At 36.5% G+C, this 14,498-nt stretch carries 15 protein-coding genes and 1 pseudogene; 15 read left to right on the top strand and 1 reads right to left on the bottom strand.

The annotated features are described in order from the left end of the window. Positions 1–88: 88 nt before the first annotated feature. The 6 genes from PB1_RS10425 to PB1_RS10395 all read left to right on the top strand — a co-directional run bounded on the left by PB1_RS10425 (position 89) and on the right by PB1_RS10395 (position 5,014). Positions 89–661, top strand: coding sequence for an NADPH-dependent FMN reductase (locus tag PB1_RS10425; protein ID WP_004436311.1), 573 nt, complete (start codon positions 89–91; stop codon positions 659–661). Between the two features lie 262 nt (positions 662–923). Next, positions 924–1,496 carry a DJ-1/PfpI family protein gene (locus PB1_RS10420; protein WP_004436309.1) on the top strand — a complete coding sequence of 191 codons (573 nt, stop codon included), beginning with the start codon at positions 924–926 and terminating at the stop codon, positions 1,494–1,496. A 478-nt stretch (positions 1,497–1,974) separates the two neighbouring features. Continuing rightward, positions 1,975–2,361, top strand: coding sequence for a VOC family protein (locus tag PB1_RS10410; RefSeq protein ID WP_004436305.1), 387 nt, complete (start codon positions 1,975–1,977; stop codon positions 2,359–2,361). Positions 2,362–2,561: 200 nt separating this feature from the next. Continuing rightward, positions 2,562–3,314 carry an alpha/beta fold hydrolase gene (locus PB1_RS10405; protein WP_004436304.1) on the top strand — a complete coding sequence of 251 codons (753 nt, stop codon included), beginning with the start codon at positions 2,562–2,564 and terminating at the stop codon, positions 3,312–3,314. Positions 3,315–3,588: 274 nt separating this feature from the next. Then, a complete protein-coding gene (locus PB1_RS10400) occupies positions 3,589–4,362 on the top strand; it encodes an inositol monophosphatase family protein (protein WP_004436302.1) in 774 nt (257 codons plus the stop codon). Between the two features lie 370 nt (positions 4,363–4,732). Continuing rightward, entirely contained in the window at positions 4,733–5,014 is a 282-nt protein-coding gene (locus PB1_RS10395) for a CC/Se motif family (seleno)protein (RefSeq protein ID WP_004436300.1), read from the top strand. 433 nt (positions 5,015–5,447) lie between these two features. Here PB1_RS10395 and PB1_RS10390 read toward each other — a convergent pair. Next, positions 5,448–5,699, bottom strand: a pseudogene (locus PB1_RS10390) (SDR family oxidoreductase); the annotation flags it as partial. A gap of 202 nt (positions 5,700–5,901) precedes the next feature. Here PB1_RS10390 and PB1_RS10385 point away from each other — a divergent pair. The 9 genes from PB1_RS10385 to PB1_RS10345 all read left to right on the top strand — a co-directional run bounded on the left by PB1_RS10385 (position 5,902) and on the right by PB1_RS10345 (position 14,423). Continuing rightward, positions 5,902–6,135 carry a hypothetical protein gene (locus tag PB1_RS10385; RefSeq protein WP_004436295.1) on the top strand — a complete coding sequence of 78 codons (234 nt, stop codon included), beginning with the start codon at positions 5,902–5,904 and terminating at the stop codon, positions 6,133–6,135. Further along, positions 6,122–6,688, top strand: coding sequence for a DUF6036 family nucleotidyltransferase (locus PB1_RS10380; protein ID WP_004436293.1), 567 nt, complete (start codon positions 6,122–6,124; stop codon positions 6,686–6,688). The genes PB1_RS10385 and PB1_RS10380 overlap by 14 nt, the downstream gene beginning before the upstream one ends. 275 nt (positions 6,689–6,963) lie before the next feature. Beyond that, positions 6,964–7,995, top strand: coding sequence for a Delta(5) desaturase DesA (gene desA / locus PB1_RS10375; protein WP_004436292.1), 1,032 nt, complete (start codon positions 6,964–6,966; stop codon positions 7,993–7,995). A gap of 106 nt (positions 7,996–8,101) precedes the next feature. Then, the gene (locus PB1_RS10370; protein WP_034645257.1) at positions 8,102–9,235 is read left to right on the top strand and encodes a sensor histidine kinase; all 1,134 of its coding nucleotides are present in this window, start codon (positions 8,102–8,104) and stop codon (positions 9,233–9,235) included. Then, the gene (locus PB1_RS10365; RefSeq protein WP_004436289.1) at positions 9,232–9,831 is read left to right on the top strand and encodes a response regulator transcription factor; all 600 of its coding nucleotides are present in this window, start codon (positions 9,232–9,234) and stop codon (positions 9,829–9,831) included. The genes PB1_RS10370 and PB1_RS10365 overlap by 4 nt, the downstream gene beginning before the upstream one ends. 547 nt (positions 9,832–10,378) lie before the next feature. Continuing rightward, the gene (locus PB1_RS10360) at positions 10,379–11,458 is read left to right on the top strand and encodes a sulfate ABC transporter substrate-binding protein (RefSeq protein WP_004436284.1); all 1,080 of its coding nucleotides are present in this window, start codon (positions 10,379–10,381) and stop codon (positions 11,456–11,458) included. A gap of 141 nt (positions 11,459–11,599) precedes the next feature. Then, on the top strand, positions 11,600–12,439 hold the full coding sequence (gene cysT / locus PB1_RS10355; RefSeq protein ID WP_004436280.1) for a sulfate ABC transporter permease subunit CysT: 840 nt from the start codon (positions 11,600–11,602) through the stop codon (positions 12,437–12,439). 11 nt (positions 12,440–12,450) lie between these two features. After that, positions 12,451–13,317, top strand: coding sequence for a sulfate ABC transporter permease subunit CysW (gene cysW, locus PB1_RS10350; protein ID WP_004436278.1), 867 nt, complete (start codon positions 12,451–12,453; stop codon positions 13,315–13,317). A gap of 32 nt (positions 13,318–13,349) precedes the next feature. Beyond that, positions 13,350–14,423: a sulfate/molybdate ABC transporter ATP-binding protein gene (locus tag PB1_RS10345; RefSeq protein WP_004436277.1), complete on the top strand. Its 1,074-nt coding sequence runs from the start codon at positions 13,350–13,352 to the stop codon at positions 14,421–14,423. The last annotated feature ends 75 nt before the right edge of the window (positions 14,424–14,498 follow it).

Below are 14,498 nucleotides of genomic sequence, written 5' to 3'. Positions count from 1 at the left end.
ATGGAAACATGCAGATTATTGAGTTGCTTCTAATTACCTTGAGAATACGAACTCTCAGAAACAAATCATAATTTAGGAGGAATGAACAATGATCAAGATAGCAATCATTATTGGAAGCACACGACCTGGTCGAAATAGTGAATCCGTTGCCCGTTGGTTCTACGAAATCGCAAAAAAGCGCAATGACGCCGAGTTTGAGCTTGTTGACATTGCAGACTATAATCTGCCGCTTCTCGACGAACCGGCGCCTCCGTCAACGGGTCAGTACACTAAGGAACATACAAAGTCTTGGTCTGCAAAAATTGCTTCATTTGACGGCTATATCTTCGTGACACCTGAGTATAATCACGCAACAACGGGGGCTCTCAAGAACGCGATTGATTACTTATACAACGAATGGAATAACAAAGCTGCCGGCTTTGTTAGCTTTGGGAGCACTGGTGGTACACGTGCGGTTGAAAATTTGAGACTTATAATGGGCGAGCTTCAAGTTGCCGACGTACGTACACAGGTTTCACTGTCTCTCTTCACCGATTTCGAGAACTTTAGCGTTTTCAAACCAGCAGACCATCATGAAGACTCAGTCAATTCAATGCTTGATCAGGTCATCGCTTGGAGTGGTGCATTAAAAACACTTCGGAAGAACGGTGTTGGGGCATAAATAATTCTGCATCATTCTTCATGCATCTTAGAGATTCATACCGCTCTAAGATGCTTTTTTACTAATCATTTTTATTTTAAATATTTAGAAAATTTAGTATTATATACAGGAGGTTTGAGTTTAATTAACACATGGTATTAAAGTTTACTAGAAGCACGTTATAATCTACCTTCTGCCAAAGACCAACTCCGTTATAAGATATTGGTGGTTTCAAGAATGCTTATTTCTTGAGAAAAATTCAATAAAGGAAAGGTGATTAAAGATGAGTAAGAAAGTTCTAATTTTAACTGGCGACGCTGTAGAGGCTTTGGAAGTATTTTATCCTTATTACCGTTGTCTTGAAGAAAATATCAATTGCACAATCGCTTCACCGGTGAAAAAAAAGCTTCAAACAGTTATTCATGATTTCATTCCGGAAATGGAAACCTACACAGAAAAATTGGGGTATAAACTTGAGTCTCATGCCTCTGTTGATGAAATTAACCCTGCAGATTTTGATGGTCTAATCATTCCTGGCGGACGTGCACCTGAATACATTCGATTGAATACAAAAGTGCAAGAAATTGCAGCTCATTTTCTAAAGGAAAGTAAGCCGCTTGGCGTCATCTGCCATGGGCAGCTTGTTCTTACTACGGTTCGTCAGTACATTAAAGGTCGAGAATTGACTGCATATAATGCTTGCCGTCCTGAAGTAGAGGCTTCCGGAGCAACTTATATTGAAAAAATGCTACATGTTGATGGTAATATTGTTTCAGGGCATGCTTGGCCGGATTTACCTGGATTTATGAAAGAATTCTTTAAACTTTTAAATGCAAAAGAGACTGCGAACGTATAAGTGAATTAATAAAAGACTGTGAGAAAACCATATCTCGCAGTCTTTTTTAATTTTGACCCTTTTTGTTTTTAGGAGAAAGCGTTTAGGAATCCTACCTCATTTCAATAAAGAAATGATGAAAGCATGAGTTAATTTGATTTTATCAACTAGTTTAATTGGGTAATAAATGTGAAATGTTTCAATTTATCAATTCAATCAATATGCAAGTTGTTTTAATATTTCTTAAATTAATGTTAAAAAATGTCGAAATTAACTCATTTTACATATATTTATATTTTAATTCCAGGCAAAATGACTTATACTATTCTTGCTTTTTTCTATAGAAATGGAAATTTTACCTATCAAATTACCAAACGAAATCAAAAGTTTGATTTTACAGTAGCGAATTTACAGAAAAGAGAATTAGCCATAAAAATTGAAATCAAGGGACTCGTATTGGGAGCTGGCGAAACTATTTCAATTTAGGGGAGATACAAATATGAAAATCATCCGGCTGGATCATTTTGTGATGACAGTTAAAGATATCGAAACCACGTGTCAATTTTATTCAGAAATCTTAGGGATGGAAGTTGTAGCTTTTGGAAACGGACGTATAGCTCTGCAGTTTGGACATCAAAAAATCAATCTTCACCAAGTGGGAAAAGAGTTTGAACCTAAGGCATTGAAACCGACCCCTGGTTCCATTGACGTATGCTTAATAACTGAAACTCCTATTGAAAATGTTATAGAACATTTAAAAAGAAAGAAAGTGGATATTGAAGAAGGGCCTGTTGAAAGAACCGGAGCGGTTGGCAAAATACAATCGGTTTATTTTCGGGATCCTGATCAAAACTTAATTGAGGTTTCCAATTACGTGAGTAATTAACGATATCCCGTGAACGAAGGGTGAATTATTCCTTTATTCCTTTATTTTAACTGGGCATTGGACTGTTTCGCTGCTTTGTCAATGCTTCTACCAAAATAAAATTACTTAATATTTGATGATTGGAAGTGGAGTTTATTCCTCGAGTACAAGCTAACGGAATTACAATTAACTATGAGGTAAGAGGAGAAGGAGAACCAATTTTGTTTCTACATGGAAGCGGAGTATGTTGGAAATTTTGGGAACCGCAAATTCAGGCTTTTTCTTCAAAGTATAAAATGATTATGGTGGACCTTAGAGGTCATGGTGAATCATCTAAAGAGTTTCCGAATGGACAATATGATCATTACATCATTGCTGAGGATATGAAACATTTCCTTGATGTGATTGGCGAGAAAAAGGTGCATGTGGTAGGAGTTTCTCAAGGAGGACAAATTGGTACATTACTTGCAATTAACCACCCGGAATATGTTAATAAGCTTGTAATCTCCAATAGTTACAGTGAATTCCCCGCGCCTGTAGCAAAATGGATTTTAGATGTATCAAACTTTGTGTTTTCTTTATTACCTTTAAAAACCATCAAAACCTTAATGATGAATGTTTATAAAGATGATTCCTACACAAAAGAAATAATACTTAATACATGGTCAATTGATAAGAAGATGATGTTAGCTATGAAAAAGGCACCTTTTCCAACTCATACACACCTCCTGCATAAAATAACCGCACCGACTCTTGTTATGGGTGGAGAAGGAAAAGTTGTGACAGGAATAGATGAAGGTAAGGGCTCAAGGATAATTTTTGAACATATTCCAAATGCAGTATTGGCTTTATTTAAGAACGCATTTGATCCATTAAGTACGATGAGAAAAGATATATTTAATGAAATGATTATAGACTTTCTCCAAGGAAATATGCTTAAAGATTATGAAAATGTTATTTATTCCTATAAATGAAGTAACATAAACTAAAATCTACAAGGAGAAAAGTTAGGGATTTAAGTGCTATTGATCACCAACAGCTATATTAATCGGATTTCTGGAGGATTAAGGAAAAACTATGGAAACATTTTTTAAAATCTTAAATTATTTTCAGATAAATGTTCATGAAAGGTATTGGTACATCGAGTATTCATGGTAGACTAGGATAAGAAGATAAAATGTATATGCTTGTCATTATCAAGCTATTTCCTTGTCTGCACAAGTAACAAATACGAAAGGATTGTTTACAATGCAATACGAATGGAACCAAATACTCCAACATATTAAACAATGGGTCAAAGAAGCGGGTGAAGAACAATTGCGCCGTCAGGATCAACCGGTGAAAATCAATGAAAAAAGTGCGGCGATTGACCTTGTCACCGAAATGGATATCTGGACGGAAAACTTTCTTTTAAATAAAATTCGCCAACATTATCCCGGTCATTCGATTTTGACTGAAGAATCGGGTATACATAATGGGGAAGAAGGATATAAGTGGGTGATTGATCCGATTGATGGTACAACGAATTATGCGCACGGTTTTCCGCTTTTTTGTATTTCCGTTGCCGTACAACAAAACGGTGACACAGTGGTCGGTGTTGTTTATGTTCCAGCATTAAATGAGCTTTATGAAGCAGTGAAAGGTCATGGGGCATTTTTAAACGGTCGGCCGATTCAAGTATCATCAAGAAAAAAATTGAATCAGTCCGTTGTGACGACAGGTTTTCCTTATGACCGGGCAACCGACCCGAACAATAATGTCCGACATTTTGTGAATGTGGTTACGAAAGTCAGGGATATTCGCAGAACTGGAAGTGCTGCTTATGATTTGTGTCAAGTTGCAGCCGGCCGTTTCGACGGATACTGGGAGTTAAAGTTAAATCCTTGGGACATCGAAGCAGGAATGCTGTTGGTTAATGAAGCAAAAGGAAGAACCAGAGCGGTCAAACAAGAAAAAGGTTATTACGTTCTTGCAGGTAACCCGCATCTTTTTGAAATATTGGATGGGATGATTGATGAATGATCGGAAACGAATTATGCAAAAAATCTAACTGAAAAAACTTTTGTGGATATATTATTTTGGAAGAATAAAAGTGATGACCACGTCGACTTATCGGCACGTGGTCTTTATTTTCATGGAATGTGAACTAACTTTTCTTGCTAAGTCTTAGTAATGCCTAAGCACAAGACACAGCCAGCGAGGTTTAGAGAATTTAGAAGCGATGAAAAAAAGTATGATTGTCCTTTTTAGTGATGAGAGAACCCACTTTATATATTCAATCCATCCTTTATAAAGTATCCTTTGTTGTTGAAATGCTAACAATTATTTTTTAAATTGATTAGTTTAGAATTATTTTTTAAAATAATATAGTAGAAAGGATGGAATTTGTGGTATGAACTTTGAAATAGATAATGAAGCCAAAAAGTGGCTTAAATTAAAAGGGAAACCTTTAACAGTAGAGACTGTTCAGGTAAACGGGTGTTGTACTGTAGGTGTTCAGGATTTGATTGCTTTACTAGGAAAACCAAAGGCTCTGGATTATTATGATGAGTTTAATGTTGATAATCTTTCAATCTATATACATAAAAATATAAAGGTAAAGGATAAGATGATCATAAAACTGTCGGGGTTTGGATTTTTGAAAACGATTACTGCAAAAGGAGTCCTACAATGAAAAAGTAATTGAAACGACCCTTGTACGATTAGGAGTCGGTTAATACTTTAAACCTCTTAAACCACCCGAACATTCATTAATATTGCCGCCGATCGTTCAAATTTTTATGTCAGCCACATCAAATGCATCCCGGTTTAAAGGATTGTTGCTGATACATTTGAAAAATTACACCCTGTACTGAAACGAAATCGATTTGCTCTACAAAAGATAAAATAATAAAAAAAGATAAGCCTATCCCTACAAAAAGAGGGAAGGCTTTTTTTATAACCTATATATTAATTTTAATAAGAAAGAAGCTCATATTATTGAAATGTGGGGAGAAATTGATGATTTTCAAGGTCAAAATATTGCCAGCCGTTCGTTCATGAAAAATTTTAATAAATCAAATGAGGTACCAATTAGGAAATTAATAAAGCCAAGCCTTCGTATCCACCTATCCATTCACAATTTCTCCGCCATTCACATGAATGATTTGGCCAGTCATGAAAGAGGCATCATCGCTTGCAAGGAAAACATACGCTGGAGCAACTTCTTTTGGCTGGCCGGCTCGTTTCATAGGCGTGTTGGAACCAAAAGTAGCTACTTGATGGCTTGGGAATGTTGAAGGGATTAATGGTGTCCAAATGGGGCCGGGTGCGACTCCATTGACGCGAATTCCCTTGTCAACCAAAGATAACGCGAGGTTAGAAAAAAGTAAAAGTCCACACTGAAACGGAGTGCAGCCATTAACCATTTGAGATTGCCGAAATGCAGTTTTATGGAAATTAGGAGAAGGAAATATGATTTACAAACAGGTAACGTAGAAGGAAGTTTTTCTGAGAAGAATATGAACCCGCTAAACGAAATGATATACTTAAGGTAAACGCAAATTTGGAGAGTGATTGGAAATGAAAGAAATAAATTTCTCAGAACTAAATGAAAAGATTTTTGAAAAGAAAAAAGAAGTAGAACGAACCATTTTAAGAACAAAAAAACAAGAGCGAAACATACGTACACGTCCTCGTGATAAAAATGAGGCTGAAATTTTAGATAAGTTATGTATGAAACGTTGGAAAAAGGCGGAGGCCGACGGTAAAGTGAAATATTTAAGTGAGAGGGTATGGTATTATGAATTCGATTGAAGATGCGAAGAAAAAAATTTGTTCGCTTATTCCAAAAAGTAAGTTTGAAAAAATGGTATATGTAACAGCTGTTCTCACTAAATTATTAGAAAATAACCGGATTCGACCTGTCATAGTCGGAGGATTAGCTGTCGAAATTTACACAAGAAGTGATTATACTACAGTTGATATCGACGTAATTGTGAGTGATCGAAAACTAGCGGGCGACATTCTTGTTCAATTAGGATTTATTCCAGAAGGACGACATTGGTATCATGAAGAGCTAATGGTCAGTATTGAAATTCCAAATGATATATTAGAAGATGCCGATTATGAAAAAATCATTGAACTTAAATTAAGAGATGGATCAAAAGTTTATGTCATTGGAATTGAAGACATTATTTTAGATCGATTACGAGCTTGTATCCATTGGAAATCAACCTCTGATTGCGAATGGGGAAAAAGAATGTTTTATCTTCATTTTGAACGTATTGATTTAGAATATATGAGAAAAAAAGCCAAATTGGACTTAACAATCGAAAGACTGGAAAAGTGGATTCATGAATATGAATGATAGTAAATCATCTTATGGTAGACTGCATTGGCACTTTTCTGGAAGTATTTGCTACCTTCCTCCTAATTATTTGGGGGTTTTTTTATACCCAAAAAGAATAGAAAACAATAACTACTATAGATAAAAACTCCATTTAAAGGTTAGAGCTTTTTTTTATAAGATACTTATTAACCATACATGACATTTATCATATCTTGCACATGACACATATGACTACACAAGTCCATCTCCTTCCTTTATGTTTAGATTAAACAAATTAGGAAGGAAAAAAATAAATGACCAATCAAAAACAAAAAAATTTAAGGAAGCAAATGGCTCCTTATGAAAAACCTAATACAAAAGATAGTATGTGGCAGCTAATCAATACCGTTGTGCCTTTTTTTCTTTTATGGTACTTAGCTTATCAAAGTCTATCCGTTTCTTATGTCCTTACATTTGTAATTTGCGCAATTGCCGCCGGATTTTTAGTGCGGATTTTCATCATTTTCCATGACTGCTGCCACTATTCTTTTTTTCAAAATCGGCTTGCTAATAAAATTCTTGGAACAATAACAGGTATTTTAACCTTTTTTCCGTACAGCCAATGGCAGCACGACCATTCAGTCCATCATGCAACCAGCTCTAACTTAGATAAGCGCGGAACAGGGGATATATGGCTTCTTACGGTCGATGAATATATGTCAGCGCCGCTTTTGACCAAATTAGCTTATCGGTTTTATCGGAATCCGTTCGTGATGTTTGGTTTAGGCCCTATTTACATTTTCCTTATTAAAAATCGATTTAACAGAAAAGGTGCCAGGCTAAAGGAACGCCTTAACACCTATTTGACAAATATTTCAATCGTTGCTATGGCTGGTGTATTCTACTTGACGATCGGATGGGAGTCATTTCTTCTCATACAAGGGCCGATCTTTTTAATTTCAGGTTCTCTCGGTGTATGGCTTTTTTACGTGCAGCACACATTTGAGGATTCTTATTTTGAAGAAGATGAAAACTGGGAGTACGTGAAAGCAGCTGTTGAAGGGAGTTCATACTATAAGCTTCCAAAACCGCTGCAATGGCTTACCGGAAACATCGGCTTCCACCACGTTCATCATTTAAGCCCAAGGGTTCCAAACTATAAACTTGAAGAGGCACACAATCAAACTCTTCCTTTACAAAACGTGCCTACGATTACTTTGTCAACAAGCTTGCATTCACTTCGATTTCGCCTGTGGGACGAACAAAACAAAAAGTTTGTTGGATTTAAAGATTTATCGACAAAAAAGAAAAAAAGAGGCTCATCTCAAGTGAAATCAGAACTGTAGATGTATCTTTTGCCTTTTGGAATAAAGAAATAGTGACAAAGATTTTGAGATGCAATGATGAATCTATGATAAGATAAGGTAAGTCACTAAAAAGAGGATTTTGAACATGCAAAAAAAGTTTACGGTAATTCGGAAGTTCTCGGGAATTTCTCCTTATATATGGAGCGTTTTTAGCATTTTGCCATTCTATTTTATATTCCAATCTTCCTCTACTAAGGAAATCATAGTGGGGATTGTGCTAACAATCATATTTTTCATCACCTTTCGATTTGCTTTTATTTCAAAAGGGTGGTCCGTTTATTTGTGGACTTCCATCTTGATAGGTATTTCCACAACGATGACAATCCTTTTCCAGTTTATCTATTTTGCTTTTTATATTGCTTACTATAACGGTCATATAAAAAACCGTATCGCATTTTTCACGGTATACATTATCCACCTGGTCGCTACGACAATTTCGATTAATTTTAACGTGGTCCTGCAGGAAAAGTTATTCTTAAAGCAGCTGCCTTTTATTATTATTATTTGCATAAGTATCATCCTTCTTCCATTTAACATTTATAATCGGAAAAAGCAGGGGCAGCTCGAAGAACAACTCGAAGACGCCAACAAAAGAATCGCTGAGCTTGTAAAACAGGAGGAGCGCCAACGAATTGCCCGAGATCTTCATGATACGTTAGGACAGAAGCTCTCTCTCATCGGCTTAAAAAGCGACTTGGCGAGAAAATTGATATACAAAGATGCCGAGCAAGCGCGTAATGAATTAAAAGACGTTCAGCAAACCGCTAGATCCGCATTGAATGAAGTAAGGAAAATGGTCTCACAAATGCGCGGTGTTCGATTGAAAGAAGAAATCTTGCGTGTTAAACAAATACTGAAAGCAGCCCAAATCGATTTAGTAACTGAAGAATTCACATTAATAAACGTATCCCCGTTTCTTGAGAATATTCTTAGTATGTGTTTAAAAGAAGCGGTAACAAATGTCGTCAAGCACAGCAAGGCTTCAACTTGCCAAATCATCATAGAACAATCTTGGAATGAAATATGCATTACTGTGCATGACGACGGAATCGGCATTGTGGAGGATCAGGACCTTGTGAAAGGAAACGGACTGTTGGGAATGAAAGAACGCCTTGATTTTGTGAACGGAAGTCTGGAAATTATATCAAATGAAGGAACAACACTTATCATCAAAGTCCCTAATGTTGTAAAGCAGGAGGTTAAGGAGGAACTTAAATGATTAGGATAGTCATTGCTGAAGACCAGCGTATGATGTTAGGTGCCTTAGGTTCTCTGCTCAATTTGGAAGAAGATATGGAAGTGGTGGGAATGGCAGGAAACGGCGAAGAGGCTATTTCTCTCGTGCATCAGTTTCAGCCTGATGTTTGTATCATGGATATTGAAATGCCTAAAAAAAGCGGACTCGAGGCAGCTGAAGATCTGAAGGGACTGGGATGCAAAGTGATTATTTTAACAACGTTCGCCCGTACCGGTTATTTCCAACGAGCTTTAAAAGCGGGTGTAAGCGGCTATTTATTAAAGGACAGCCCCAGCGAAGAACTTGCAAGTTCGATCCGCAGCGTCATGGCAGGCAAGCGAATCTATGCACCCGAACTGATGGACGATGTTTACAGTGAAGAAAATCCTTTGACTGAACGGGAGAAAGAAGTGTTAGAACTTGTAGCCGATGGAAAAAACACAAAAGAAATCGCTGATGAGCTAAGTATCAAAACAGGAACGGTCAGAAACTATATTTCAACCATATTGGATAAGCTTGAGGTAACGAACCGGATCGAAGCTATAAAACAATCGAAAGAGAAGGGCTGGTTTAAATAGGTCTTGCCAAATGACTTTTATGCAACGAAACATAAGGGGAGGAAGATTTCAGTGAATGTCTGGGCCGGTTATCTATTTTTTCCTTCCCGAGGACTTTCCTACCATTTTATGCCTCTTTACAACCTCTTTACATTTCCTTCAATTTCTTTCATATGCCATCCTTACACTTATTTTTGATTACAAAATTATTACAGGAAGAGAGGATGAAAATGAATAAGGGTGGAATAAGGAAGAGTCTGTCTATGATTCTGGCCGTGGCAGTCATTTGGACAGGAGTTTTGACACCTGCCGCAATTCATCGTGTATCAGCAACTGAAAAAACATGATTTGATTTTTCTTTCCATTGATTCGCGGTTTTAATAACAAAATGTTCCCCAACCAAAAAATATTCAATCCCTACTTGACAGGTTGGAAAAGTAAGGATAAGATAACGTTATAAAATAAATACTATTAATTGCGCTGATCAGACATACTGAAGGCTGCTAATCTTTATTTTAAAGATGGCAGCCTTTTTATTTTATAAAAATAATAAAAGGGGGATCTAATTATGTTCAATGCTAAAAAAACACTATTAAAATTTTTTCTCGTTTTAACACTATTATCAATACTACTAGCAGCGTGCAGCAGCAATCAAACAAGCAGCAATGAAGAAAAAAATGAAAAAACTACTGAAAAAACGTCCAGCAAAGAACCGGTTGAGTTATTAAATGTTTCTTATGATCCAACTCGCGAGTTATATCAGGAATTTAATGAAGAGTTCATTAAGTATTGGAAAGAGAAAACAGGGCAGACCGTAACAATTCAACAATCCCATGGAGGTTCAGGCAAGCAAGGCCGTGCGGTTGTTGATGGTCTTGAAGCTGATGTAGTTACATTAGCTTTAGCTTATGATATCGATATGATTGCCGAAGCGAGAGGCTTGCTTGATAAAGATTGGCAAAAACGATTGGATGATAACTCCACTCCTTACACTTCAACGATTGTGTTTCTTGTTCGAAAAGGAAATCCTAAAGGGATCAGGGATTGGGATGATTTAATCAAAAAAGATGTATCCGTGATTACCCCTAATCCAAAAACTTCAGGCGGTGCAAGGTGGAACTATTTGGCAGCTTGGGCTTATGCAGATAAAAAATACAATGGCGACGAACAAAAAGTAAAAGATTTTATGAAACAATTATATAAAAATGTTGAAGTTTTGGACTCCGGAGCGCGCGGCTCTACAACCACTTTTGTTGAAAGAGGAATTGGAGATGTATTAATTGCATGGGAAAATGAGGCATTTCTTACCGTTAATGAATTAGGTAAAGATAAATTTGAAATTCTCGTTCCGTCCATCAGTATTCTTGCTGAACCGCCGGTTGCTGTTGTTGATAAAATTGTAGACAAAAAAGGTACGAGAGAAGTAGCTGAAGCTTACCTTAAATATTTATACACAGAAAAAGGTCAAGAGATTGTTGCTAAAAATTATTATCGTCCGCGAAACGAAAAAATACTTAAAAAATATGAAGATACATTTCCGGAAATTGAGTTAGTAACCATTGATGAAAAATTCGGTGGATGGAAAAAAGCTCAGGAAACACACTTTAATGATGGTGGAACATTTGATCAAATTTATGAGCCTAAATAAAATGTTTGCTGTGATAGGGCGGACTCCAACACAACATATAAAACAAACACTAAAAAACATTCTATATATTGTCTTTGCCGGAGGGAGTCAGACCCTTCGCTTTTTTCTGATTAATAAAGTCATCTTTGGAAAGGAGAGTTCATGATAAGCTTGTCGAAATTAAAAAGGAAAAAACCGAATATACTGCCTGGATTCGGGTTATCTCTAGGATTTACGATGCTATACATCAGTCTTCTTGTCTTACTTCCTCTATCTATGATTTTTTTTCATACAATCAATATGGGGTGGAAGGATTTTTGGGAAACGATAACAGAACCTAGGGTCGTAGCTTCTTATAAATTGAGTTTTGGAGCATCTTTTGCAGCAGCACTTATAAACGTAGTATTTGGAGTTTTAATTGCATGGGTGTTAGTACGTTATCATTTTCCGGGAAAACGTATTGCAGATGGATTAGTTGATTTGCCTTTTGCATTACCAACCGCTATAGCCGGGATTTCTTTAACGGCATTGTATACACCTAATGGATGGATTGGGCAATTTCTAGGATTTAAAGTAGCATTTACTCCTATAGGAATTATCATTGCTTTAACGTTCATTGGTTTGCCATTTGTTGTTCGCATGGTTCAACCAGTCTTGCAAAACATAGATAAAGAAATAGAAGAGGCTTCAGCAAGTCTGGGGGCAAGTCGCCTCCAAACGTTTTTAAAAGTTATTTTTCCAGAAATATTGCCTGCGGTCATTACCGGATTTTCATTAGCATTTGCAAGAGCACTAGGGGAATATGGCTCAGTTGTTTTTATTGCAGGAAACATGCCAATGCGTACAGAAATTACACCTCTCTTAATTATGACAAAACTGGAACAATATGATTATGCAGGAGCAACCGCCATTGCCACGGTTATGTTAGTTATTTCTTTTATCCTTTTATTTCTGATTAATTTCTTTCAATGGTGGACAAATAAAAAATTTGTACATAGTTAGGAGGGATTGGCATGGCTGGATATATACCGATGCAACAAACGAATCCACCGCTGGAATCATCCAGAAGCACAACTGAACCGCGTCTTGTTCGTTTTTTTCTTATTGCGATTGTCATAGTATTTTTAAGTCTATTTCTTGTATTACCTCTTATCGCCATTTTTGTAAAGGCTTTTGATAAAGGCATAGATGTTTATTTCGCTTCCATACGTCATCCTGACGCTTTGGCGGCTATAAAATTAACATTAATTGTCGCTTTAATCATCGTTCCATTAAATGCCATATTTGGAATAGCTGCTGCATGGTTAGTTTCAAAATTTGATTTTAAAGGAAAAAATATCCTAATTACCATTATTGATCTTCCATTTGCTGTTTCTCCAGTGATTGCAGGGTTAGTTTTTGTCTTATTATTTGGTACTCATGGTTTTTTAGGTCCATGGCTCTTTGAACACGATATTAAAATCATTTTTGCTGTACCGGGAATTGTTCTGGCAACATTATTTGTAACACTGCCGTTTGTTGCTCGTGAACTTATTCCATTAATGCAAGCCCAAGGATCTGCAGAAGAGGAAGCGTCATTCACTTTAGGTGCAAACGGTTGGAAAACATTCTTGTTTGTCACACTCCCAAAAATCAAGTGGGGGTTATTATATGGGGTTATCTTATGCAATGCCCGTTCGATTGGAGAATTTGGAGCTGTATCCGTCGTTTCCGGGCATATTCGGGGATTAACAAACACAATGCCACTACATATTGAAATTTTATACAATGAATATCAATTTTCAGCTGCTTTTGCAGTGGCGTCATTAATGTCCATTCTCGCGATCGTTACCTTAGTTGTGAAAAATTTCATTGAATGGAAAACGAAAACAAATAAATAATTCGAAATACTTCGGAAAAGGAGGTTTTTCAAGTGAGTATTAAAATACAAAATATCTCAAAATCGTTCGGCTCATTTAAAGCTCTTGATGATATTCATATTCATATTAAAACAGGTGAATTAGTAGCACTACTTGGACCATCAGGATCCGGGAAAACAACGCTGCTTCGAATTATTGCAGGATTAGAAGCTGCCGATCAAGGATCAATTCTTTTTGGCAATGAAGACATCACTCATATTCGTACAAAAGAGAGAAAAGTCGGATTTGTTTTTCAACATTATGCTTTATTTCGCCATATGAGTGTTTTTGATAATGTCGCTTACGGTTTAAAGGTTCGGCCCAGAAAGTCACGCCCTTCAAAAAAAGAAATTGAAGAAAGGGTATACGAATTACTTCGGTTAGTGAAGTTAGAAGCTTATGCAAATCGTTATCCAACGCAGCTTTCCGGAGGCCAAAGACAACGTGTTGCCTTAGCCAGAGCATTAGCGGTTGAACCAAAGGTATTATTACTAGATGAACCTTTCGGTGCTTTAGATGCGAAAGTAAGAAAAGATCTTCGGCGTTGGCTAAGAAGATTGCATGATAATTTTCAAATCACAAGCATATTTGTCACTCATGATCAAGAAGAAGCTTTAGATGTCGCAGATCGTGTTGTCATTATGAACGAAGGAAGAATTGAGCAAATTGGGAGCCCAGAAGAGGTATATGACCATCCGAACAGTCCTTTTGTTTATGACTTTTTAGGAAATGTGAATTTATTCCGAGGTCGTCTTCATAAAGGAAAGCTTCATCAAGGGAATTTTCAAATCGATGCCCCGGAGTTTTCTGATGCGGAAAATAAAACAGCTATTGGATATGTTCGTCCACATGATATTAGTATCGAAAAAGAAGAAAACAGCAAAGATGGTGTTTCAGCCGTTATCAAGCATATTCATGTGGTTGGTCCTATTGTTCACTTGGAATTAAAAAGAAACGATACAGAAGAATATCTTGAAGCTGAACTAACAAAAGATTTATACAATAACTTGCAACTGAAAACCGGAGAAAAAGTATTTGTGAAACCAAAACAGTTGAGAGTTTTTATACCTGAGGACTATACAATATAGGATTGCAGTATCATTTGGAGGTGCATACTGGGTATACTTTTGGAAGATGAGTGGTTCACTTACTTTAAATCAAGA

It is taken from the genome of Bacillus methanolicus PB1 (assembly GCF_000262755.1).
In the GTDB taxonomy this organism is placed as follows: Bacteria; Bacillota; Bacilli; order Bacillales; family Cytobacillaceae; genus Bacillus_Z; species Bacillus_Z methanolicus.
Note: the sequence above shows the minus strand (reverse complement) of the source record. Positions and strands in the feature narration are given on the sequence as shown.